Origin of the sequence: Campylobacter concisus (assembly GCF_902460625.1) — a bacterium.
GTDB lineage: Bacteria > Campylobacterota > Campylobacteria > Campylobacterales > Campylobacteraceae > Campylobacter_A > Campylobacter_A concisus_AD.
In genome coordinates this window covers 1-20882 of the sequence record NZ_CABPUT010000010.1, presented here as the reverse complement: position 1 = coordinate 20882, position 20882 = coordinate 1, and the positions used below count along the sequence as shown (strand labels likewise).

General features: G+C 41.2%; 19 protein-coding genes and 1 tRNA gene. 4 read left to right on the top strand and 16 right to left on the bottom strand.

Going from position 1 to position 20882, the window contains the following annotated elements:
• Positions 1-7 precede the first annotated feature (7 nt).
• Both F3G69_RS08230 and fdh3B read left to right on the top strand, forming a co-directional pair.
• Positions 8-2818, top strand: a complete 2811-nt coding sequence (locus tag F3G69_RS08230; RefSeq protein ID WP_149714979.1) for a molybdopterin-dependent oxidoreductase — start codon at positions 8-10, stop codon at positions 2816-2818.
• 1 nt (position 2819) lies between these two features.
• Positions 2820-3461 (top strand): formate dehydrogenase FDH3 subunit beta, encoded by a 642-nt coding sequence (fdh3B, locus tag F3G69_RS08225; RefSeq protein ID WP_103579577.1) that lies wholly within the window; start codon positions 2820-2822, stop codon positions 3459-3461.
• A 179-nt stretch (positions 3462-3640) separates the two neighbouring features.
• Here fdh3B and F3G69_RS09645 read toward each other — a convergent pair whose 3' ends face one another.
• From F3G69_RS09645 to aroQ, 15 genes are all read right to left on the bottom strand, one after another.
• Positions 3641-5884, bottom strand: a complete 2244-nt coding sequence (locus F3G69_RS09645; RefSeq protein ID WP_410470299.1) for a molybdopterin oxidoreductase family protein — start codon at positions 5882-5884, stop codon at positions 3641-3643.
• 258 nt (positions 5885-6142) lie between these two features.
• A complete protein-coding gene (locus tag F3G69_RS08210) occupies positions 6143-7822 on the bottom strand; it encodes a hypothetical protein (protein ID WP_103600300.1) in 1680 nt (559 codons plus the stop codon).
• Positions 7823-7856: 34 nt separating this feature from the next.
• Entirely contained in the window at positions 7857-8126 is a 270-nt protein-coding gene (locus tag F3G69_RS08205; protein WP_149714959.1) for a helix-turn-helix transcriptional regulator, read from the bottom strand.
• Positions 8127-8449: 323 nt separating this feature from the next.
• Positions 8450-8524: transfer RNA gene (locus F3G69_RS08200), tRNA-Asn, on the bottom strand.
• Positions 8525-8636: 112 nt separating this feature from the next.
• Entirely contained in the window at positions 8637-9659 is a 1023-nt protein-coding gene (gene mnmA, locus F3G69_RS08195; RefSeq protein WP_087576724.1) for a tRNA 2-thiouridine(34) synthase MnmA, read from the bottom strand.
• 48 nt (positions 9660-9707) lie between these two features.
• Positions 9708-10301: an LOG family protein gene (locus tag F3G69_RS08190; protein ID WP_149714958.1), complete on the bottom strand. Its 594-nt coding sequence runs from the start codon at positions 10299-10301 to the stop codon at positions 9708-9710.
• Entirely contained in the window at positions 10301-11149 is an 849-nt protein-coding gene (fliY, locus tag F3G69_RS08185) for a flagellar motor switch protein FliY (protein WP_072594737.1), read from the bottom strand. The genes F3G69_RS08190 and fliY overlap by 1 nt, the downstream gene beginning before the upstream one ends.
• Complete coding sequence (gene fliM, locus F3G69_RS08180) at positions 11139-12242, bottom strand: flagellar motor switch protein FliM (RefSeq protein WP_054196277.1); 1104 nt, start codon at positions 12240-12242, stop codon at positions 11139-11141. Before fliM ends, fliY begins: the two co-directional genes overlap by 11 nt.
• Positions 12242-12946: an RNA polymerase sigma factor FliA gene (locus tag F3G69_RS08175; RefSeq protein WP_021090868.1), complete on the bottom strand. Its 705-nt coding sequence runs from the start codon at positions 12944-12946 to the stop codon at positions 12242-12244. The genes fliM and F3G69_RS08175 overlap by 1 nt, the downstream gene beginning before the upstream one ends.
• Complete coding sequence (locus F3G69_RS08170) at positions 12918-13262, bottom strand: hypothetical protein (RefSeq protein ID WP_021090750.1); 345 nt, start codon at positions 13260-13262, stop codon at positions 12918-12920. Before F3G69_RS08170 ends, F3G69_RS08175 begins: the two co-directional genes overlap by 29 nt.
• A gap of 13 nt (positions 13263-13275) precedes the next feature.
• Positions 13276-14142, bottom strand: a complete 867-nt coding sequence (locus F3G69_RS08165; RefSeq protein ID WP_021090665.1) for a P-loop NTPase — start codon at positions 14140-14142, stop codon at positions 13276-13278.
• A complete protein-coding gene (gene flhF, locus F3G69_RS08160; protein WP_149714957.1) occupies positions 14135-15502 on the bottom strand; it encodes a flagellar biosynthesis GTPase FlhF in 1368 nt (455 codons plus the stop codon). The genes F3G69_RS08165 and flhF overlap by 8 nt, the downstream gene beginning before the upstream one ends.
• A gap of 10 nt (positions 15503-15512) precedes the next feature.
• On the bottom strand, positions 15513-15989 hold the full coding sequence (folK, locus tag F3G69_RS08155; protein ID WP_149714978.1) for a 2-amino-4-hydroxy-6-hydroxymethyldihydropteridine diphosphokinase: 477 nt from the start codon (positions 15987-15989) through the stop codon (positions 15513-15515).
• Complete coding sequence (locus F3G69_RS08150) at positions 15986-17011, bottom strand: M24 family metallopeptidase (protein WP_149714956.1); 1026 nt, start codon at positions 17009-17011, stop codon at positions 15986-15988. The genes folK and F3G69_RS08150 overlap by 4 nt, the downstream gene beginning before the upstream one ends.
• Complete coding sequence (aroQ, locus tag F3G69_RS08145) at positions 17008-17487, bottom strand: type II 3-dehydroquinate dehydratase (protein ID WP_004317604.1); 480 nt, start codon at positions 17485-17487, stop codon at positions 17008-17010. Before aroQ ends, F3G69_RS08150 begins: the two co-directional genes overlap by 4 nt.
• 84 nt (positions 17488-17571) lie before the next feature.
• Here aroQ and mqnF point away from each other — a divergent pair, with 84 nt between their 5' ends.
• Together mqnF and sppA are read left to right on the top strand one after the other, a co-directional pair.
• Positions 17572-18789 (top strand): aminofutalosine deaminase family hydrolase, encoded by a 1218-nt coding sequence (mqnF, locus tag F3G69_RS08140; RefSeq protein WP_149714955.1) that lies wholly within the window; start codon positions 17572-17574, stop codon positions 18787-18789.
• Entirely contained in the window at positions 18777-19640 is an 864-nt protein-coding gene (gene sppA / locus F3G69_RS08135) for a signal peptide peptidase SppA (RefSeq protein ID WP_149714954.1), read from the top strand. The genes mqnF and sppA overlap by 13 nt, the downstream gene beginning before the upstream one ends.
• 52 nt (positions 19641-19692) lie before the next feature.
• Here sppA and F3G69_RS08130 read toward each other — a convergent pair whose 3' ends face one another.
• Complete coding sequence (locus F3G69_RS08130; protein WP_149714953.1) at positions 19693-20751, bottom strand: WG repeat-containing protein; 1059 nt, start codon at positions 20749-20751, stop codon at positions 19693-19695.
• Between the last annotated feature and the right edge of the window lie 131 nt (positions 20752-20882).

The window sequence follows — 20882 nt, the reverse complement described above, 5'->3', positions numbered from 1 at the left end:
ACGTCTTATGCCCCACTCAAACGCAGTCGGGCGAAGATCGTTTTTAAAAATGGCCGCGCTAGCAGGCGTAGCAGGCGGCATGAGCGGGCTGGCTGCTAGCGGCGTAACTAGAAGCGCCACAAAAGAAGAAATGGCAAATCCGTTTCCAAACTCTAAAATCGTAAAAACCGTTTGTACGGTTTGCTCCGTTGGATGCGGAGTGCGCGCCGAGGTAGAAAACGGCGTTTGGGTACGCCAAGAAGTAGCCCAAGATCACCCGGTAAGCGCGGGCGGCCACTGCTGTAAGGGCAGCGACGTCATCGATATGGTGCGCTCTCACTGCCGCGTGAAATACCCGATGAAAAAAGTAGGCGGCAAATGGAAACGCATCAGCTACAAAGACGCGCTTGACGAGATCGGCGCCAAATTAAAAGCGTATCGCGAGAAAAACCCTGAACAAGTGATGTTTCTAGGCTCTGCAAAAGATTGCAACGAACAAAGCTATTATATAAGCAAATTCGTAGCGATGTTCGGGACTAATAACCTAGATCACCAAGCACGTCTTTGACACAGCTCTACAGTCGCCGGTGTGGCGAATACTTGGGGTTACGGAGCTATGACCAATCATCTTGGAGATATCCAAAACGCGAAGTCTATCTTTATAGTGGGCGCAAATCCGGCGGTAAATCACCCGGTCGGCTTTAGACATTTTCTAAAAGCGAAGGAAAATAACGGCGCAAAGCTAATCGTGGTCGATCCAAGATACACGAGAACTGCGGCTAAGGCTGATTATTTTGCTCAAATTCGTACCGGCACGGATATACCTTTTATGTATGGCATGATGAATATCATCTTTCAAAACGGCTGGGAAGATAAGGAATTTATAAACGACCGCGTCTACGGTATGGATCTGATCCGCCAAGAGGCTGCCAAATGGACGCCCGAAGTCGTGGCCGATGTTTGCGGGATCAAAAAAGAGACGCTTCTTGAGATAACCGAAGTTTACGCCAAAAATCGCCCGGGATCGGTCGTTTGGGCGATGGGTCTAACTCAGCACACCATAGGTAGCTCAAACACTCGTATCGCTCCGATCCTGCAACTAGTGCTAGGAAATATGGGCGTATCAGGCGGCGGCTGTAATATTCTGCGCGGTCACGACAACGTTCAAGGCGCGACGGATATGGCGAATTTGCCGACCGAGTTGCCCGGATACTATCCAAAAAACGAAGCCAACTGGAAATACTTCGCTAAGATGTGGAAGGTTGATTTTGAATGGCTCCAAAAGAATTTCGTTAAGCCTGAAATGATGTTTAAGCCCGGATTTACGCTATCAAAATGGTGGGCAGGCGTGCTTGACGGTAAAAACGGCAACGAAGCCGTAGATAATGCCGGCGACAGTATAAAAGCCTTAGTAGTAATCGGCAACGGTATCACCTCTACCGCGCAACAAGTAAAAGTAAAAGAGGGCCTAGATGCGCTTGAGCTTTTGGTTCTAGTAGATCCTTTCGTAAACGATGCCGGCGTGATAACGGACAAAAAAGACGACGTCTATATACTGCCTGCGGCGACACAGTTTGAAACCAGCGGTACGGTCGTAGCCACAAACCGCAGCGGCCAGTGGAGAAGCCAGGTCGTAGAGCCGCTTTTTGAGAGCATGCCCGATCACGAAATTTTATTCGAGCTTGCCAAAAGACTAGGCTACTATGACGAGCTAACGCGCACGATCAGGGACGCTGAAGGCAAGATCGAGTGGCCTGAAGTCGCTACGCGCGAGATCGCAAATATAATTAAAACTATCGGCATGACGGGTTGGACTCCCGAAAGGCTCAAAAAGCACCAAGAAAACTGGGATAAATTTGACGAAAAAACGAGTCTAGGAAAACCGGGCACCGTAGTCGAAGGCGAGTACTACGGTCTGCCGTGGCCGTGCTGGACGGAGGATCATCCGGGCAGCCCGATACTCTACGACATAAACAAATCCGTTAGACAAGGCGGTATGGGTTTTAGAAACCGCTTCGGCTTAGAGCATAACGGAGTTAGCCAATTAGCCGCAGACGGTAGCGCGCCTGTAGATTCGTTTGTCAAGGGCGGATATCCGGAGATCAAAAAAGATAACATCGAAAAAGTGCTAGGCATCACGCTAACCGAGGATGAAAAGGCTAAAATAGGCGGTAGCTGGATACATGACGATAGTAATATCATCGCTAAAAAATGCATGGAGAAAAACATCGCTCCGTACGGCAACGCGCGAGCTAGGACGATCGTTTGGACTTTTGCGGATCAAATTCCTCTTCACAGAGAGCCGCTTCATACGCCTAGATTTGATCTAGCGCAAAAGTATCCAAGCTTTGAGGACAAGAAACTTCAAAACCGCGTCGATACGAAATTTAAATCCGTCCAGCTAGCAAAGGACTACTCAAAAGAGTTTCCTATCATCCTCACGACGGCTCGCCTCGTAAATTTTAGCGGCGCGGGCATGGAGACTAGAGCTAGTATGTATCTAAGCCGCTTGACGCCTGAGATGTTTGCAGATATCCACCCTGAGCTTGCGGCTAAACACGGCATTAAAAACTGGGATTTCATCTGGGTTCATTCGCCTGAAGGTACTAAGGTTAAGGTGCGTGCTAGAGTGGTACCGTCCGTTAAACTCGACACCATCTTTATGCCGTTTCATTATGCGGGTTATATGCAAGGCGTTGATATGACGGGTAATTTCCCGGAAGGCACCAAGCCTTATGCGGTAGGCGAGAGCGCAAATACCGTCACCAACTACGGATATGATATAAACACTCAGATTCCTGAAACCAAAAGCGGTCTATGCCGCATAGAAAAGGCGTAAAATGAGCGAATTTAACGATAACAATAGACTTAAATTTTACTGCGACGACGATAGATGTATCGACTGTAACGGCTGTGCGGTAGCTTGCGACGAGGCTCACGAGCTGCCTCTTGGCATCCGCCGCCGCCGCGTCATCACGCTAAACGAAGGCGTACCAGGTAAGGAAATTTCAACCTCGATAGCCTGCATGCACTGCGAGGACGCGCCGTGCTCGCTGGTTTGCCCGGTTGATTGTTTTTATATCAGAGCCGACGGCGTAGTGCTACACGACAAAGATATCTGCATCGGCTGCGGATACTGCCTATACGCGTGTCCGTTCGGCGCGCCTCAGTTCCCGCGCGATGGAGTGTTCGGCGCCAAAGGTTCGATGGATAAGTGCACGATGTGTGCAGGCGGTCCGCTACCGACAAATAGCGAAGCCGAGCGCGAAGAGTACGGCCAGGATAGAATTTCCGAAGGCAAAGTGCCGGTTTGTGCCGCAATGTGCTCGACAAAGGCGCTGCTAGTAGGCGAATCTGCAATGATAGAGAAGATCTACGGCGATAGGGTCAAGGCACGCGGCTACGGCTTTAAAGACCTAAAGCAAACTCTGACTTGGAAGCTCGCCTACTATGCTGGCGATAGGCTTAAAATAAAATCTTAAAATTTAGCTCGCTCTTGCCGAGATTGCGGGGGCGAGTAATCTCATCAAATTTTACGCGGTTTGGCTGCGTCGAATTTAACTCATGCTTCTATGGATAGTTCGTCAAATTTGAATGCTGGCAAATTTAAAATAAAAATGGATAAATTTAAGTAGAAAAAGGGCGGTCTCCCGCCCTAAATTTACGCTCTAACGGGCGATAAATACGGATTTGCCGAGTGCATCGACATCTCGTTTTGCTCTCTAAATTTGATAAATTCCTCTTCGCTTAGACGCCTGATATTTGCTATCGTCATCTTTAGCGGCGTGATGCCCGAGAGCGGATCTGGATCGCCCGCGTTTGCTAGCTCGTTACCGTCGGCCTCGCTGTAGTGGAAGGTCGTAAATATCGTGCCTTCTTTTAGATCCGGATTTACGCGCAGTTTGGCGGCGATCTGGCCGCGTTTGTTTTGTACGAGCGCGTAGCAGCCCTCCTCCAGCTCCCTCTCGCGAGCGATATCGGGACTTACCTCGATGAGCGCGCCCTCGATACCCGCGCCGTATTCAAGAGCCGGACACTCTCTAGTCATCGTGCCGGTGTGGTAGTGATAGACCTTGCGTCCGGTCGTAAATAGGCACGGATATACCTCGTCTGGCACCTCGCTAAGCGCGCCGCTACCGACTGGGTAGCCCTCCGGGATATTCATCTTGGCTCTAAATTCGGCCTCGGCCTTTGCGCGTTCGTTTTTATCGTCTAAGTAAAGCACCGGCGCAAAGCGGAATTTACCGCCCGGCAGCATGGACTTGTGATCGGAGTAAAGTACCGGCGTGCCAGGGTGTTCCTCGTCTGGGCACGGCCAGCTGATACCTCCTAGCTTGCCTAGTCTATAGTAGCTGATACCACCGAAAAATTTAGGCATAAGCTCCCTTAGCTCGTTCCAAATTTGCTCAGGGCTCGCAAAATCAAACCCCTCTAGTCCCATGCGGTTTGCGATGTTGCAAACGACCTTCCAATCAGGCTCCACGCCGTTAACAGGCTCGCTAGCTTTGCGAGTGCGTTGGACGCGGCGAGAGGTGTTGATAAAGGTTCCGTCCTTCTCGCCCCAGCCCGCGGCAGGTAGCACCACATCGGCCTTGTGCGCGCTCTCGGTAAAGAAAAGATCCTGCACGATAAAGCAGTCTAGATGGTGCACGGCGTGGACGAAGTGCTCGGTCCAAGGATCGCTCATTACGGGGTTTTCGCCATAGACGTAGAGGACTTTTAACTCGCCGCTATCCATTTTATCGGGTGCTTGCGTTAGCTTAAAGCCAGGAACCGGATTTAGCTCAAAGTGCCATACTTTGCGCGCTTGCTCCTGTGCGTAAGGGCTGTTTACCGCGCCTGCCGGGATGACGTTAGGCAGCGCGCCCATGTCGCATGCACCCTGGACGTTGTTTTGACCGCGCAGAGGGTTTACGCCAGCGCCCTTTTTGCCCAAATTCCCCGTTAAAACGGCTAAATTTGATAGCGAAAAGACGTTTGACGTGCCGTCGCTAAACTGCGTGATACCCATCGTGTAGCAAATCGCCGCCGCGCCTGCTTTAGCATACATCCTAGCTGCCTCTATGATGAGCTCTTTTTTTATACCGGTTTCGCGCTCGAAACGCTCAGGCGTAAAGTCCTTGACCGCTTCTTTTAGATATTCAAATCCCTCGGAGTACTTCTCGATAAACTCGCTATCTTGCAAATTTTCGGCGATGATAACGTGCATCATCGTATTTAGCGTTTTGATATTCGCTCCGATCGGGATTTGCAAGAAAATATCGGCTTTTTTAGCCATATCGGTGCGCTTTGGATCTACGACGATCATCTTGGCGCCTCGCTGAAGGCCGCGCTGCATCTGCATAGCGATGATCGGGTGGCACTCGCTCGTGTTGGTACCGATGAGTAAAAATACGTCCGTATCGGTCGCAAATTCGACTAAATCGTTCGTCATCGTTCCGTTTCCTAGCGTGCTGGCAAGACCTGCCACTGTAGGAGCGTGTCAAAGACGGGCGCAGTGATCGACGTTGTTACTGCCCTGGGCGCGGAAAAATTTCTGGAAAACGTAGTTGTCTTCGTTATTTGAGCGCGCGGAGCTAAAGCCCATGATCGAGCTTGGGCCGTATTTTGCGACGGTGGATTTAAATTTATCCGCGAGAAAATCATAAACCTCCTCAAAACTCACTTCTTCAAGCTCTCCGTGCTTGTCGTAGACGCCGTTTAGCTTTCTCATCATCGGACGGCTTAAGCGTTTAGGAGAGTTTACGAACTCCCATCCGAACATTCCTTTTAAGCAAAGCTCGCCGTCGTTTACGTGGTGGTCTTTGCTAGGTTTGGCATCTACGATTCTACCGTTTCGCACGATAAGATCGATGCCGCAGCCCGTACCGCAATATGGACAGGTGGTCTTTACGATCTCTTCCATTTTTGCTCCTTTCTGGTATTACTGAAAATTATGAGATTATTATACAACTGCAAATGTAAATTTAGTTTTAAAATTAGTATATTTTTTTAAGAATTATTTAAGTAATATGCAAATTTAACATATTACTCTTTTGGCTAAATTTGTCTTTAAAATCGTATTTTGAAAGCAAAATCACATATTGGTCATTTTGATAAAATTTGTCCTACCGGTACTACTCTATAATAATCTATTAAAGATTTCTCGCTGCCGATAACTTGCTTATATCTCCATCCCATCCCTACTATACATCTTGCCTTTTATCTCATTTTTTACCTCATTTGGTTCGTCATCCAGCAACCTGCTAAAATTCGGTATTAGATTGCTTATTTTTGAGATAAAACCAATAACCTTCATTTTAAAGTTTTCTAATAGAGATAATTTATCCTGTAAATTTTCTATCGTTTCGTCTTTAACTTTTACTTCTTCTTCCAGCTCAGATATTTTTCGATTTTTGCTATTTATAGAGGTTTGTAGTTTAACAATTTGTAGTTGTTTATTATCGTTATCTTTCTTTATGGCTTCTTCGTTTATTTTGGATGCTTCTAAATATCCGTTTCTTTGCTTTAAATATTGATTTGTTTTTTCTTTATATTCTAGGTCTTGATTGACTTTTTCAAGCTCGCTTTTTAGTATGTCGCTTTGACTTGCTTTTTGCTTTAATTCTTCTATTTTTTCTTTATCTGCTTCAAAGCTTTTTATTTGATTTTGCAGTTTAATGTTTTCGTTATCTTTTTGGATTAGCTCGGCAGAGAGGTCGCTTATTTGCAAATTTCTATCTTTTATAATTTCATCTTGATTATTTAGATTTGCGTTTGCTTCTTTTAATTTTTCGTTTTCTTGGATTAACTCTTCGTTAGATTGTTCTAGTTGATTATTTTTTGCTATTACTTCGCCTTTGTTTAAAAGCTGATTGGTTAGTTCCTCGACCGTTTGTTTTAATTCGCTATCAGTAACTATGTTTATATTGTCCTTCATTTGATCTAAAGCCAAATTCGTAAGACTTGTTATAAAAGCCTTATCGTCTCCGACTTCTAATCTCAAATAATCTTTGCCAAACATAGACTCTTTCTTTTTTATATACTTCCTTGCTCTATCGACTATCGATTGTCTAATTTTGTTTTTAAACTCTTGCTCATTATTAAACTCTTTTTCATCTTTGTGCATTTGTTTTAAATTCTTATGTCTTGCCTTAGTGCCGATTTCGCCACGCATTGCTATGCCCTCAAATGCCGCTCCGCCCATTTCTTGCATACTTCTGCCAAATTTTAACGTCTCGCCTTTGCCGTTAAACCTAAGGTTTTTGTGATTTTCAAATTGGTAATTTGTAAAAATAAGCTGATAATGCTTAGTTTTCTCATCGTTGTGCTCAGCGATTAGCAGGCATTTAACGCCGTATTTAGCGCAATAATCGTTTGCAAATCTTCTAACTCTGTCGAGCGAGACCTGAGCGTTGATAAAATTTACTTCGGTTTTATTTAGCCCTTCTTTGGATTCTTTATTCCGATCGGTGCCGAAACTTATGACTATTTCGGAAAACCCGACCATATTTTCTCGCCAACGATTCTTTACCACCTTGCCGTTTTTATAGATTTTAGTTTGGGCTTCGTAGTCGGCCTTCATTTTTTCGTGGTATTTTTTCAAGAGTGCTTTTATATACTTTCTATCGCTAAATTCCCTATCGCTATTAGGCATCTCTCGCATATTGCCGTTATCGTTATATTCGCTAAGCACTATGTATCTATTATTACGGCTGTTGCCTCTAAGATATCCGATCTTAGAGGCGTGCTTAACCTCTCTAACATTGTGCTCATACCTTATAATAGCCTTTTTGAGTGTCAAGAATTCGCTTCTTACACAAAGAACTAGGCTGTGTCCGCCTATTTGAAGAGCATCACTCATTTTTAGTCCTTTTCTTTATTATCTACTATAGAAATTAAGAGCATGTTTTAACCCTTTTTTGAAAAATATAAGTCGCAATGTCCGTTATCGCAAACGCTATACGAGAATTCTTTGCTTCTCCCATCTTTATATAACGCGGAATATCTCTGCCCTGCGATATACGAAGATCAAGAGTAGATACGCCGATGCCAAGAACCCCTGCGGTTTGCTTTCTGTCTAAAACCACCTTTCCTTTATATTGGCTAGAAGATATGTGCTCAAGAAGCGTTTTGTACTCTACATCGTTATATAGTTCATTAAGCATATTATTTTTCTCCTTTTGCTTATTCTTATATAACTAATTATATGTACTTTTCATTTACTTTTGCTATTTTGAGTAGTTTTTGAAAAATTTTTAATACCCTATGGTTCTTTAGAGTATTTTAGAGTAATTTAGGATAAAAAATGTTTTCTTGTTTTTAAAAACAAAAATAAAGCATCTTAGATTGACTTAGAAAACATGGCGAGAAATTGGAATATTAAAAAATTTCGGGAACAAATAGGGAACAAATTTTATAAAACTAAGAAAACTTAAAGCTCTTGAAACATTGTAAAAATCGGGGTTTTAAAAGGATTTTTGAATATAAATGGCTCCGGATGCTGGGTTCGAACCAGCGACCAAGTGATTAACAGTCACCTACTCTACCGCTGAGCTAATCCGGAACACTTGAAAAGAGCTCGTATTATAGACGAAAAGATATATTTTGTCAATAAATTTTAGCTTAATTTAGAAAAAATCGCACAGAGCCCAATAAATTTTTATAAAAGGCTAAAACTAGCCTTTTATAAATCCACTTGCAATAACCTTATCGCCATCATACATAACACAAAGCTGGCCTTGTGCCACACCAAGTGCATTTTGATTTAGCGTTAGTTTCGCCGTTTTATTCTCTTTATCAACCTCAACAAAAGCATCAAGTTTAGGGCTTCTATATCTTATCTTGGTTTCGCACTCAAATTTATCTTTATCTATAAACAAATTTACGTTTTCAAGCTCGACTACCTTTTGAGCCAAGTCATCTTTTGTTCCTACAACGATCTCGTTTTTATCGGCATTTATCTTTATAACGAAATGTGGCTCATGAGCACCAAAAACCTCAAAACCACGGCGCTTACCGATAGTATAGTGCATATAACCTTGGTGACGGCCGATTATTTTGCCATCTTTATCAACCACATTTCCTGGCAAATTTGTATTGTAATGCTTATTTAAAACCTCGATATAAGTATCTTCCACAAAGCAAATTTCACTACTTTCTGCCTGCGTAGCAAATTCTTCAAGCACTTTTACACTTCTTGCAAGCTCTTTTATATCTTTTTTAAATTTATCCCCAAGCGGGAAAATAACATCTTTTAATATCTCTTTTGGCACTTGGGCTAAAAAGTAGCTTTGATCTTTGCTAGGATCTTTTGCACATGTGATAAATCCATCAATAACTTGCACATAATGCCCAGTAGCAAGCTTCTCACAGCCATTTGCCTTTGCAAAATCAAGCAGTGCACCAAGCTTTATAAATTTATTACACAAAGCACAAGGATTTGGCGTCTTGCCCTCTTTATAGAGCTTCACAAAAGGATCATAGACAAACTCATTAAATTTATCCTGCAGATCCAAAATATGCACCTTTATGCCAAGATACTCGCCTACTTTTTTTACTTTTCTGATATTTTCTTCGTGATATCCTGGCTTTTGATGTAGCATCATATAGCAACCTTGCACTTCATGACCAGCTTCTTGCAGAAATTTAGCCGTCATAGTGCTATCTACACCACCGCTCATTGCGACCATTATTTTCATATTTTTTACCTCTTTGAAATTTAAAAGCGGATATTTTATATCTTATTTTTAAATAGTCAAAATTTCGTTTGCGATAAGCTCTAAATCATCGGTGATTTTGTATAAATTTATATCTTCTTTTTTTATTGTTTTTTGGCTAACTAGTGTATTTTTTATAAACTCATCAAGCCCTTGCCAAAACTCGCTCCCAAAAAGAAAAATTTTTACTTTTTTGCTACCAACTTGAGCAAGTACTAAAATTTCAAAAAGTTCATCAAGAGTGCCAAAGCCACCCGGAAAGACGACAAATGCGACTGAACGATCGGTAAGTGCAAATTTTCTTGGGCTTAAATTTGAAAAGAGATATTTTGCCGTGACGTAAGGGTTTGTATTTTGTTCAAACGGAAGTCTCACATTTAGGGCTATGCTTGGCGATTTTGCACTGTCAAATGCGCCCTTGTTCGCAGCTCTCATTATGCCGTCCCCACCACCAGTTAAGATGGCATACCCTAGCGCGTTTAGCTTATAAGCTAGTTCATAAGCCTTTTTGCAGTAGAAATTTTCTTCATCAAATCTAGCCGAGCCAAAGAAGGTAACATTTTTATTTTTATATTTTAAGACGTTTGGAAAATTTAAAAGATCGCTAACTAATTCATTATTCATTATTTTAACTGTTGAAGCCTCTCGCGTTTTGAGCCTATCTGAGTGATCTGAATGCCAAAGTTTCCATCGATTATGACAACTTCGCCAAGAGCTATTACCTTATCGCCGATCAAAATTTCAAGCGGATCGTTTGCTAATTGGTTTAACTCGATAACTGAGCCAATATCCATGGTAAGCACATCTTTTAAAAGCATTCTTTTTGAGCCGATACGAACACGAATAGGCAGCCTAACGTCCATTATAAGTCCGATATTTCTCATCTCTTCAGCGCTAAAATCACCCTTAGCTACGTGAGGGGTGCTCGCTGGTGCAGCTGGTGCTTCAGTCTTTGTTGGCTCAAAAAATTTCATCAGCGAATGGTCACAAGCAAAACCGATATGCTCACTTAGATCTTCGATTTTGACATTAAATAAAAATAGCTTTTCATAAACACTAAAATCAAGCGAAGAATTTTCATCTAAAAAATTTACATTTATTACTTCAAAATTTATCTTTGGCATGCCCTTTTGAGCGCCCAAAGACGTACTAAAGGCGCTAAAAAGGTTTGAAAATATCTCTTTTGCAGCGTCAAGCTCATCACTGCCTAAATTTTCATTCTTTGAAATTTCCTCTTCGCCCATCATCCATTCGCTAATGGCACTTATTAAAACTGGAGTGCATACTATCTCTGTTTTAGCATTGATGTCACCACTTAAAGAGATATTGGCCATCACTACCGGCGGTTTTATGCCATTTTGCGTTGGTGCATCAAATTCATTTCTTTCACCAACCTCTGGAGCTCTGCCCGTAAGTCCTTCGATAGTAGCTTTTAATTCATTAGAAAATATATTAAAAAAATCATTCATCATCTTCGTCGTCCTCTTCTTCTTCCATTTTGCGCTCATTAGCTTCATACGCCATTAGCTTTGCTTTTCGCTCCTCTTCGTATTTTTCTAAGATATTTTTGATCTCATCTTTATCAGAGCGTATTAACTGCTCAATCCTTATAGATTTTCTAAATCTATGAAGCCCAACTTCAGCTAAGAAAACTTCTTTTTTATCGATACAAACGATCGCCTTATCATCAGCTCCTCTATCAAGCCTTAAAATATCGCCTTCTTTTAAATTTAAAAACTCATTTACGCTGATGATCGATTTGCCAAGTATGGCTTCATATAAAATTTCTGCTCGTCCGATAAGTGTTTTTAGCTCTTTATTTCTACTTTTTTTTGCACTCGTTTCGCCAAGCATAATGTCTCTGTTTGCAAGGCGTGAGAGTATCGGCTCAAGGTAGATGACTGGATAGCATAAATTTATCATACCGCTTGATCCGCCAACTATGATCTCCATAACGACCATGATGACGATCTCATTTTGAGAGACGATCTGTACAACATTTGGACTGCTTTCTTTAGCTTCCACATTTGGGTACATATCAGTTATCATTGACCAGCTCTCTTTTAGACGCTGCATGATCATTCTAAGCACCGCATCAAGCAAATTTACTTCAATGTCGGTTAGCTCTCTATTTGCCTCAAAATTTTCACCAGTTCCACCAAGCAAACGATCTATCATCGGAAAAGCAATACTTGGATTTATCTCCAAAACACAGTTTCCATCAAGCGGTTTTATAGAAAAGACATTAAAGCTCGTTGGACTTGGCAAGCTCATCAAAAATTCGCCATAAGTCATCTGATCAACACTGTGAAGTCTTATCTCGACAATACTTCTCATCACGCTTGAAATTTGACTAGCCAAATTTCTAGCAAGCTTATCATGGATGCCTTTTATCGCACGGAGTTGCTCTTTACTAACGCGGTTTGGACGCTTAAAATCATAAATAATAATCTGTTTTTGTTCGCCTTGCGATCTCTCTTCAACCTCGATATTACTCGTATCGCCGTCTTCATCAACAACTTCAAGTAGCGCGTCTATCTCTTCTTGACTTAAAATATCAGCCATTAAACCCCCAAGCTACGCCTGATACGATCAAGCAAACGTTTATGAATTTGTGAAATTCTACTCTCGCTGATATTCATGATCTGGCTTATCTCTTTTAAATTTAGCTCTTCATAATAATAAAGCTGAACCAACATCTGATCTCTTTCGTCAAAATCTTTTAAAGCTTCTTCTATTTTTAAAATGAGATCCTCTCTCTCAATGCTTTTCTCGACATCATTTTGACCAATTAGCTCCATTTGCTCATCAATAGGCAAAATAGTAATAATACCGCTAACGCCTCTTGCCTCTCTTATCTTTTCGATATCTTCGTTAAGCTTTTCGGCCAAATACTCATCGCTTGGCTCTTCTTCAAATTCATTAAAATAGTTATCTATCTCGCTATTTATGCTCTTTACGAGTTTTCTATCGCTTCTGCTAACAACATCGAGCGTCCTTAGATAATCAAGCATAGAGCCATAAATTCTCTTTTTGCCATAACCCCAAAAAGAGTCATTTTGCTCCTTGTCATACTTCCTGCTAAGCTTTATCATCTCTTCAACACCAATGCTTATTAGGTCATTTGTATCTATGCTTGATGGCAACCTCTCTTTAAGCCTGAACGCCATTGCACGCAGTGCTGGCATATATTTTAAGACTATCTCGTCTTGTTCTTTTTTTATCGTATTTTTATAAGCGTTAAGCTGCTTTTGCTTTAACTCGTGCATTTCGTTTACCAGAATCAAAATTTTCAGCAGTCATTTTTACCATTATATTTTCCATACGCTTTTCTCTAGTATTTAGCTCAGAGATGAGATAGTCTGCGATCTCTTCGTGTTTTTGTTTGTCAAAAATTTTAGTTAAAGCCCTTTTTACATCGATGTAGTTCATGATAACAATGTGAATTATAAGATAAAAAAACAAAGTAATAACTAGTGTATAAACTAGCATTTCGATAGGCTCACTCACCTTTAGCAAGGTAAAAACTATACCTACAAAAAAACCACAAACCGTAAAAAATGCTATAAAATTTTCTGCACGCAAAGCTCAATCTCCATTAAAATTGTTCTATCAAACGCTTAAAGAAGCCCCCAAAGCTCCTGCTTTGCTCATCGTTAAGCACTTTTCGTTCCAACCTATAAAGTAAATTCGAAGCTATCTGTTTTATCTGAGCGCTAGGCTCAGCATAAGCAGCGTCGTCTGTAAAAAGCGTTCGTTGTTTTATACTTCTTGAAACATTCTTATCAGAAGCCACAAATCCTATAAGCTCTAAATTTAAGCTAGGCCCGATATTTGCATTAGCAACACGTTTGATATTTTCATAAATTCTAGTCGCTTCTGCTTCATTTTTTACCATATTTAAAAGCAAAAGCTCACTATTTTTAAACCTTGAGACGATCTTTATGACAGCGTATGCATCAGTTATCGCTGCAGGATCAGGTACAGTTACCACCACGACCTCATCAGCCGCTTCTAAAAATAGCTGCGTGCTACCGCCTATGCCAGCTCCAGTGTCAATGATCAAAAAATCAAGCTCATCAAGCTCGCTCGCCTCGTCTAAAAACCTCTCAAATAAAAATTGATTGTTAAATTTCAAAATTTCATCACCGCTTTCACCAGGAATGAGGATCAAATTTTTATTTATAGGTATCAAGATATCTTTTAGGCTGCACTCGCCTTTTAGCACGTGAAGCAGGTTTTTACCCATTTTTACATTTAAGATGACGTCAAGGTTTGCAAGGCCGATATCAGCGTCAAAAAGCCCTACTTTGTAGCCATTTTTTGATAAAACATTTGCCAAATTTGCACTTATCGTACTCTTGCCAACACCGCCTTTACCACTAGTAATCGCAATAAAATGCGTATTTTTACTCTTGCTTTGAGACTGGACTAAATTTTGTAATTTTTGCGCTTGATTATTCATCGCTAGCCTTTTGCTTTGTAAAGCCGTCAAACACGCACTCTACTAAAAATTCGCTCTTTGCCTCCACAAGATCATCAGGTACCTCTTGGCCTACGCTAAAGTAGCTAACCGGCGTATTTGTCTCATATATCAGCGAAAAGACGTTGCCAAAAATTTTTGTCTCATCAAATTTTGTGATTATCAGCGTGTCAATATCCAAAAATGAAAATCCATTATAAATTTCTATTAGATCTTCAACCTTTGAGCCAGCCGAAAGGACCAAATTTACATCGATCTTTGCGCCGCTATGCTTTAAAAATTTATCAAGCCTTTCAAGCTTTTCTTTATCATACTGAGAATTTCCAGTCGTATCAATAAGTATCACATCACAATAATTAAGCTGCTTGATAGCATTTTGAAAGTCATCTATCTCAATAACATCGAGAATAGGCAGCTTCATCATTTTAGCGTATTGAAATAGCTGCTCAACCGCTCCGATACGATATGTATCAAGCGTGATGATACCTGTTTTATAGCGTTTTTCATTGCCGTAAGCAAAACGAGCAGCTAGCTTTGCAAGAGTCGTAGTCTTACCAACTCCAGTTGGGCCAACTAGCATCATGATACGTTGTTTTTTATCGCTTGGCTCTTTTCTGCAAGGTAGCATATTTCGCAAAAGCGAGTAGAAGTACCTTTTTACCGCGGTTGGATTGCTTTTCATCGAAACTGGCAAATTTTCAAGCGTAGTTTGCATGATCGCCTCTAAATGCTCCTCTTTCATGCCGCTTTGTTTTGCGAGTTTATAGATGCTAGCAAACTCTGGCGGGATCGAAAGATTATTGCGATTTGGGGCTTTTTCGTCCCAGATCATGTCAGTTATGAGCCCTATTTTCTCGCTTAGCACGCTTACTTGCTTTGCCACATCGTCTATTTTTTTATTCATACCATTTGGTATGCTCGACTCTTTATCTTTAACATCATCGATATTTACATTTGCGATCGTGCTTATCTCTTTTGCAGCAGCTGAGATATTTAAAAGCACGCTCTCGTTTGGATCATAAGGTTCGGGTGACGCTGTCTTTGCCTCAAATTTAGCTGGCTCTTCTTTTATCTCAAATTTTGGCTTAGCAGGTTCATAGTTTTTGTTAAATTTAGAGTAGGCATTTTCGTAGTTTATGGCTTTTGTATTTGGTTTTGTGGGCTGCTTTACGTAGTCCTCTTCGACGCTTACTAAAATTTCATAAAGCGGCTTTTTGTTTATCGTTTTGGCTTGAATCTGTTTTGTAGTAACTAGTATGGCCTTCTCGCCGCACGTTTCTTGAGCCTTTTTCAAAGCTTCAATAGTGCTCTCGCCTGTAAAAGTATGAAATTTTGTAGCCATTTATATCCTTTTAACCTCTCATAAGCCCTAGTGGCACGATCACGCTAAGCCTCTTATCGGCTCCTGGGTGTGGAACGATAAGGCGCGGCGTTTTATAGACTTTTTTACTAAAATACAAAATATCCAGATCAAGCGTGCGTGGCGCATTTTTAAATGTCCTGATACGCTTAAATTTACTCTCATAGTGCCCCAAAATTTTTAGAGTTTCTCTAGGGCTCATAGATGTTTGTAAATTTATAACAGCGTTACTAAAGTCATCCTGCGCTTCATAACCAAACGCCGCATTTATAAGGATCGGCGAGACTTCAACCACATGAAACCTGCTATCGCTTGTAATCGCTCTTATAAATTTATCAAACCTCTTTGCGCTATCGCCGATGTTGCCACCCATGCCAACTAGCGCCTCATACTTAAACTCATCTCTTTTATGAAAAAAACTGGGGCAAAAACGGCTTTTTACGATCTTTCTTGCTCCAGCTAGCCTCATAAAATTTTGCACCCACTTTCTCTTGCGACCACCACGTCCTCGATGCGCACACCAAATTCATTTTCTAGATAAATTCCAGGCTCTATGCTAAAGACCATGCCCTCTTTTATGAGCGTTTCGCTCCTTGCTGAGATGACTGGAAGCTCGTGTATATCGATACCCACGCCGTGTCCTGTCGAATGAAAAAAGGCCTTTTCATATCCAGCCTTTGCTATCACGTTTCTTGCTGCAAGGTCTATCTCGCACGCCCTAACGCCAGCTCTTGCGACCTTTATCGCAGCAGCCTGAGCCTCTTTTACGATCTCGTAAATTTCTTGCATCTTTGCGTTTTTAAATTTTTGCTCCTTTGAGAAGTTAAAATTTTCATCAAAGCAAGCAGTTCTAGTGCGATCAGAGCAGTAACGCATAAATTTAACCCCAGCGTCAAGTAGCAGCAAATCGCCCTTTTTTAAAATTTTATCCCCTGGTAGCGCATGTGCCTTTGCGGCATTTTCGTTTATCGCTACGATCGGATCAAAGCTAAGACCTAGCTCGTTTTTTTGCCTAAAGATGAGTGAGGCGTTAAAATGAAGCTCTTTTTCGCTCATCCCTTCGCCATTTTCACGGACAAATTTGGCAAATTCATCAAAGCATTTTGCTCCAAATTCACTAGCTTTTTTTAAAATTTTTATCTCATCTTCGCTCTTGCAAATTCTCTTTAGCCTAGAAAAATTTGACTTTGGCTTAAAATTTATCTTAAAACCTTTGCTAAGTGCGTTAAATTCGCTTAAACTTAGCTCATCAGGGTTAAAAACGATGGCGCTTGGCTTCATCTTTCTTAAAAACGCCCTAACCTCGTTTATTAAATTTCTCTGCGCTAAAAGAACGACTACACCTGTATTTACACAGCTTTTTGCCTCAAAATAGTACCTCGCATCCGTAAAAAAGTATTTTACGCCATCAAGGCATAGCAAAAACTCATTATCGCAGCTATAACCGCACTCGTAAAATACGGCATTTTCGTCCTTTAAGATGAAATTCATTGTGCTTTTTGATTTGCTCTTACTGCTTTGATTTGCTCAAAAATTTGAAGCATGCCTATCATCGCCAAATGATAGCCAACTGGTCCAAAGCCCACGATCTGGCCTGCTGCAACTGGTGCGATGAGGCTTTTGTGGCGAAACTCTTCTCTTCTATAAACGTTGCTAATATGCACCTCGATAACTGGCAGCGCAACCGCACTTAGCGCGTCACGAATAGCTATTGATGTGTGAGTATAAGCAGCTGGATTTATGATGATGCCGTCAGCATCGCCCAAGCACTCTTGGATCTTATCGACTAGCTCGCCCTCAAGGTTGCTTTGAAAAAACTCGATCTCAACGTCATTTTGATCGGCAACGATCTTCATTTGAGAGTGGATGTCCTCCATCTTCATAACACCATAAATTCCTGGCTCTCTAGCGCCAAGCATGTTGATATTTGGGCCTTGGATAACCATTATTTTTAGCTTCTTATCCATGTCACTCCTTTTTGATTAAATAGCCTAAATTATACATTTTCGTTCCTAAATTTTCGCTACAATAACAAAAATTTAAGGCCAAAAATGGAAATTCTAAAAGCAAAAAAAATAATCACCGGCGGAGAAAATCCAAAAATTTTAAGAAATTCTTGTGTTGTCATCGAGGACGATAAAATTTTAGAAATTTTAAGCGAAAAAGCAGCGATTGAGAAATTTAAAGAGGCGAAAATTTGTGACTTTAGTGATAGTGTGATCGCCCCAGCCTTTGTAAATACGCACGTTCATTTGGAATTTAGCTCAAACGTTAGCACACTAAAATATGGTGATTTCATAAAGTGGCTTGGCTCTATCGTCGATAAAGGTGGCGAGCTAGCCAAGATGGACGCTAAAAAAGCGATGAATGAAGCTATAAATTCGCTGCTAAAAAGCGGAGTTTGTGCCATTGGCGAGATATCTAGCTTTGGCTCGGAGCTTGAAATTTTAGCCGCTAGTCCGCTAAAAGTCGTACTTTTTAGTGAGATTTTGGGCTCAAGCGAGCAAATGACCCACCAAAATTTGCAAAATTTCTTAGCTAAATTTGAGAAAGTAAAAGGCTATAAAAGTAAAAATTTCACCCCAGCTATCTCGCTGCACTCGCCCTACTCTGTGCATCCAAAGCTCGCCAAAGCTGCCCTTGAGATAGCTAAAAAAGACGATATTCTTGTTAGCACGCACTTTTTAGAGAGCAATGCTGAAAAGCAGTGGCTAGAGCACGGCAGCGGTGGCTTTAAAAAGCATCTTTTAAGATTTAGCCAAGATCCAAAGCCGATGTATGACGCGGATAGCTATTTTGAGATGTTTCGTGAGATAAATACACTATTTACGCACTGCGTTTATGTGAGCGATTTTGCTAAATTTGAGTCTCATCACAGCGTGACGCACTGCGCCGTTTCAAATAGGCTACTTGGCAAAAAGGCGCTAAATTTAAAAGAAATTTTTAAAAATGATGTCAACTTAAACATCGGCACAGACGGCCTTAGCTCAAATATCAGCCTAAATTTCTGGCATGAGCTAAGAGCCGCCCTTTTTACCCACGCTAGCCTTGATCTAAACGAGCTTGCCACCAGGCTTTTTGTCGCTGCAACGCATGGGGGTGCAAAAGCACTTAGGACAAATAACGGCGAGATAAGGGCTGGACGCGCAGCTGATATCGCAGTCTATAACGACCTAGAGTGCGATGATAGCGAGCTAATACTTCAGCTCATACTTCACACAAACGAGGCTAAAAAACTATATATCGGAGGCAAAATTTGCAAATTTTAAGGCTTATTTTTAGAGGAATTTTGGGAATTTTTAAATTTATTAATAACTACTTTAAGGCGCTCATATTTTTACTCATCTTATTTTTTATTTTCGCGCCAGATGGCAAGATGAAAGAGCCAAATTTAGCCCGCATTGACATCACTGGCACGATAATGGATACAAGCGAAATTTTAGATGCGCTCGAAAAAGCAAGGCTTGATAGCAACATCAAAGGCGTGCTGCTCTACATCGACAGCCCAGGCGGTGCGCTAAGCCCTAGCGTGGAATTAGCCATGGCGGTCAAGAGGCTAAAAGAGAGCAAAAAGGTGCTCGCATACGCAGCTGGCAACATGGCAAGCGGCAGCTACTACGCTGGCGTAAATGCTGGTACTATCATTGCAAACCCGGGCGCTTTCATAGGCTCTATCGGCGTCATCATGCAAGGGGCAAACATCGAAAATTTAGCCAAAAATTTAGGCGTGAGTGAGCAGGTGGTGAAGGCTGGCGAGTTTAAAGAGGCTGGCACCTTTATGAGGAGCTGGAGCAAGCAAGAGCGTGAGAGCTTGCAAGGGCTCGTAAATGACGCTTACATGCTCTTTGTAAGCGACGTGGCGGAGACTAGAAATTTAGACATCAACAAAAAAGACGAGTGGGCAAACGCAAGGGTCTTTTTGGCGCACAATGCCCTAAAGATGGGGCTAATTGACAGCCTTGGCAGCTACATAGACGCTCAAAATGAGCTAGCTAAAATGAGCCTCGTAGATGAGCCAGTCTGGCAAGAAAAACCGCAGCTCGAAAAGATAATGGAGAAATTTACAAAGCAAGGTATAAACTCGCTTTTTAGTGCATTTTTTGAGACAAAACTTAGATAAAAAGCCAGCCAGAGCTAAATTTAACTGGCTGGCAAAGCTTTTTGTAGCTAGGCTATCTGAAATTTCCTTCGCTATCCACAAAGAGTTCTCGCTCTGCTATTTTTATCAAAAAAGTAGTTTTATTTATCCTTTGAAGCACCTCAAATTTACCATAAATGCTATTTTTGATAACGACATTAAAGTTTTCATCCAAAAGTCCAAATTTATTATCTAGTCGTGATAAGTAGAAAGTGTTATTTGACCTGTCTATAACCTTATCAAACACCTCTATCTCATTTTTGCTTTTGTCAAAAATGACAAAACATCCTTTGGTATTTATATAACCCCATTTACCATCTTTTTCAACCCAAGCAAAACCTTCACTAAAATAATAAGCATCATCAAATTTACACTCTACGATCTGCTCACCTTTGGTGTTTATATATCCATACTTGCCATCTTTATATACTGGAGCTAGACCTTCGTTAAAACCCAAAGCAACATCAAATTTACACTCTATGGCTTGCTCACCTTTGGTGTTTATATATCCGTACTTGTCATCTTTTTGAACAGCAGCAAAACCTTCGTTAAAACCCCAAGCATCATCAAATTTACACTCTATGATCTGTTCGCCTTTGGTGTTTATATATCCCCATTTGCCGTCTTTTTGAACCGAAGCAAGACCTTCGCTAAAAAACCAAACATAATCAAATTTACACTCTATGGCTTGCTCACCTTTGGTGTTTATATATTCCCATTTGCCGTCTTTTTGAACCGAAGCAAGACCTTCGCTAAAAAACCAAACATAATCAAATTTACACTCTATGGCTTGCTCACCTTTAGTGTTTATATATCCCCATTTGCCGTCTTTTTTAACACTAGCAAAGCCTTCGTTAAAATCACTAACACTATCAAATTTACACTCTACGATCTGCTCACCTTTGGTGTTTATATAGCCCCTTTTGCCGTCTTTTTGAACAGCAGCAAGACCTTCGTGAAAATACCGAGCATCATCAAATTTACACTCTATGGCTTGCTCACCTTTGGTGTTTATATATCCCCATTTGCCATCTTTTTTAACACTAGCAAAGCCTTCGTTAAAGCTACCAACACCATCAAATTCCCAAAACATATCCCTCTCCTTTGTTTATATGAGTTGTGTTATCTTAGTTTATATTATTTTAAAAGTGAGTAAAAATTAAGAGAAATTTAAAGCAAGATGGTGGAAGCGAGGGGGATCGAACCCCTGTCCAAAAACAAAAT

Excerpts from the sequence above, each read along its gene's own strand:
- F3G69_RS08130 (WP_149714953.1), bottom strand. The coding sequence starts at position 20,751 with ATGTTTTGGGAATTTGATGGTGTTGGTAGCTTTAACGAAGGCTTTGCT.
- fliY (WP_072594737.1), bottom strand. The coding sequence starts at position 11,149 with ATGATGAATGATTTTTTTAATATATTTTCTAATGAATTAAAAGCTACT.
- F3G69_RS08210 (WP_103600300.1), bottom strand. The coding sequence starts at position 7,822 with ATGAGTGATGCTCTTCAAATAGGCGGACACAGCCTAGTTCTTTGTGTA.
- mnmA (WP_087576724.1), bottom strand. The coding sequence starts at position 9,659 with ATGAAAATAATGGTCGCAATGAGCGGTGGTGTAGATAGCACTATGACG.
- F3G69_RS08165 (WP_021090665.1), bottom strand. The coding sequence starts at position 14,142 with ATGAATAATCAAGCGCAAAAATTACAAAATTTAGTCCAGTCTCAAAGC.
- F3G69_RS08205 (WP_149714959.1), bottom strand. The coding sequence starts at position 8,126 with ATGCTTAATGAACTATATAACGATGTAGAGTACAAAACGCTTCTTGAG.
- fliM (WP_054196277.1), bottom strand. The coding sequence starts at position 12,242 with ATGGCTGATATTTTAAGTCAAGAAGAGATAGACGCGCTACTTGAAGTT.
- mqnF (WP_149714955.1), top strand. The coding sequence starts at position 17,572 with ATGGAAATTCTAAAAGCAAAAAAAATAATCACCGGCGGAGAAAATCCA.
- F3G69_RS08150 (WP_149714956.1), bottom strand. The coding sequence starts at position 17,011 with ATGAATTTCATCTTAAAGGACGAAAATGCCGTATTTTACGAGTGCGGT.
- F3G69_RS08190 (WP_149714958.1), bottom strand. The coding sequence starts at position 10,301 with ATGAATAATGAATTAGTTAGCGATCTTTTAAATTTTCCAAACGTCTTA.
- F3G69_RS08175 (WP_021090868.1), bottom strand. The coding sequence starts at position 12,946 with ATGCACGAGTTAAAGCAAAAGCAGCTTAACGCTTATAAAAATACGATA.
- folK (WP_149714978.1), bottom strand. The coding sequence starts at position 15,989 with ATGAGGCTAGCTGGAGCAAGAAAGATCGTAAAAAGCCGTTTTTGCCCC.
- aroQ (WP_004317604.1), bottom strand. The coding sequence starts at position 17,487 with ATGGATAAGAAGCTAAAAATAATGGTTATCCAAGGCCCAAATATCAAC.
- fdh3B (WP_103579577.1), top strand. The coding sequence starts at position 2,820 with ATGAGCGAATTTAACGATAACAATAGACTTAAATTTTACTGCGACGAC.
- flhF (WP_149714957.1), bottom strand. The coding sequence starts at position 15,502 with ATGGCTACAAAATTTCATACTTTTACAGGCGAGAGCACTATTGAAGCT.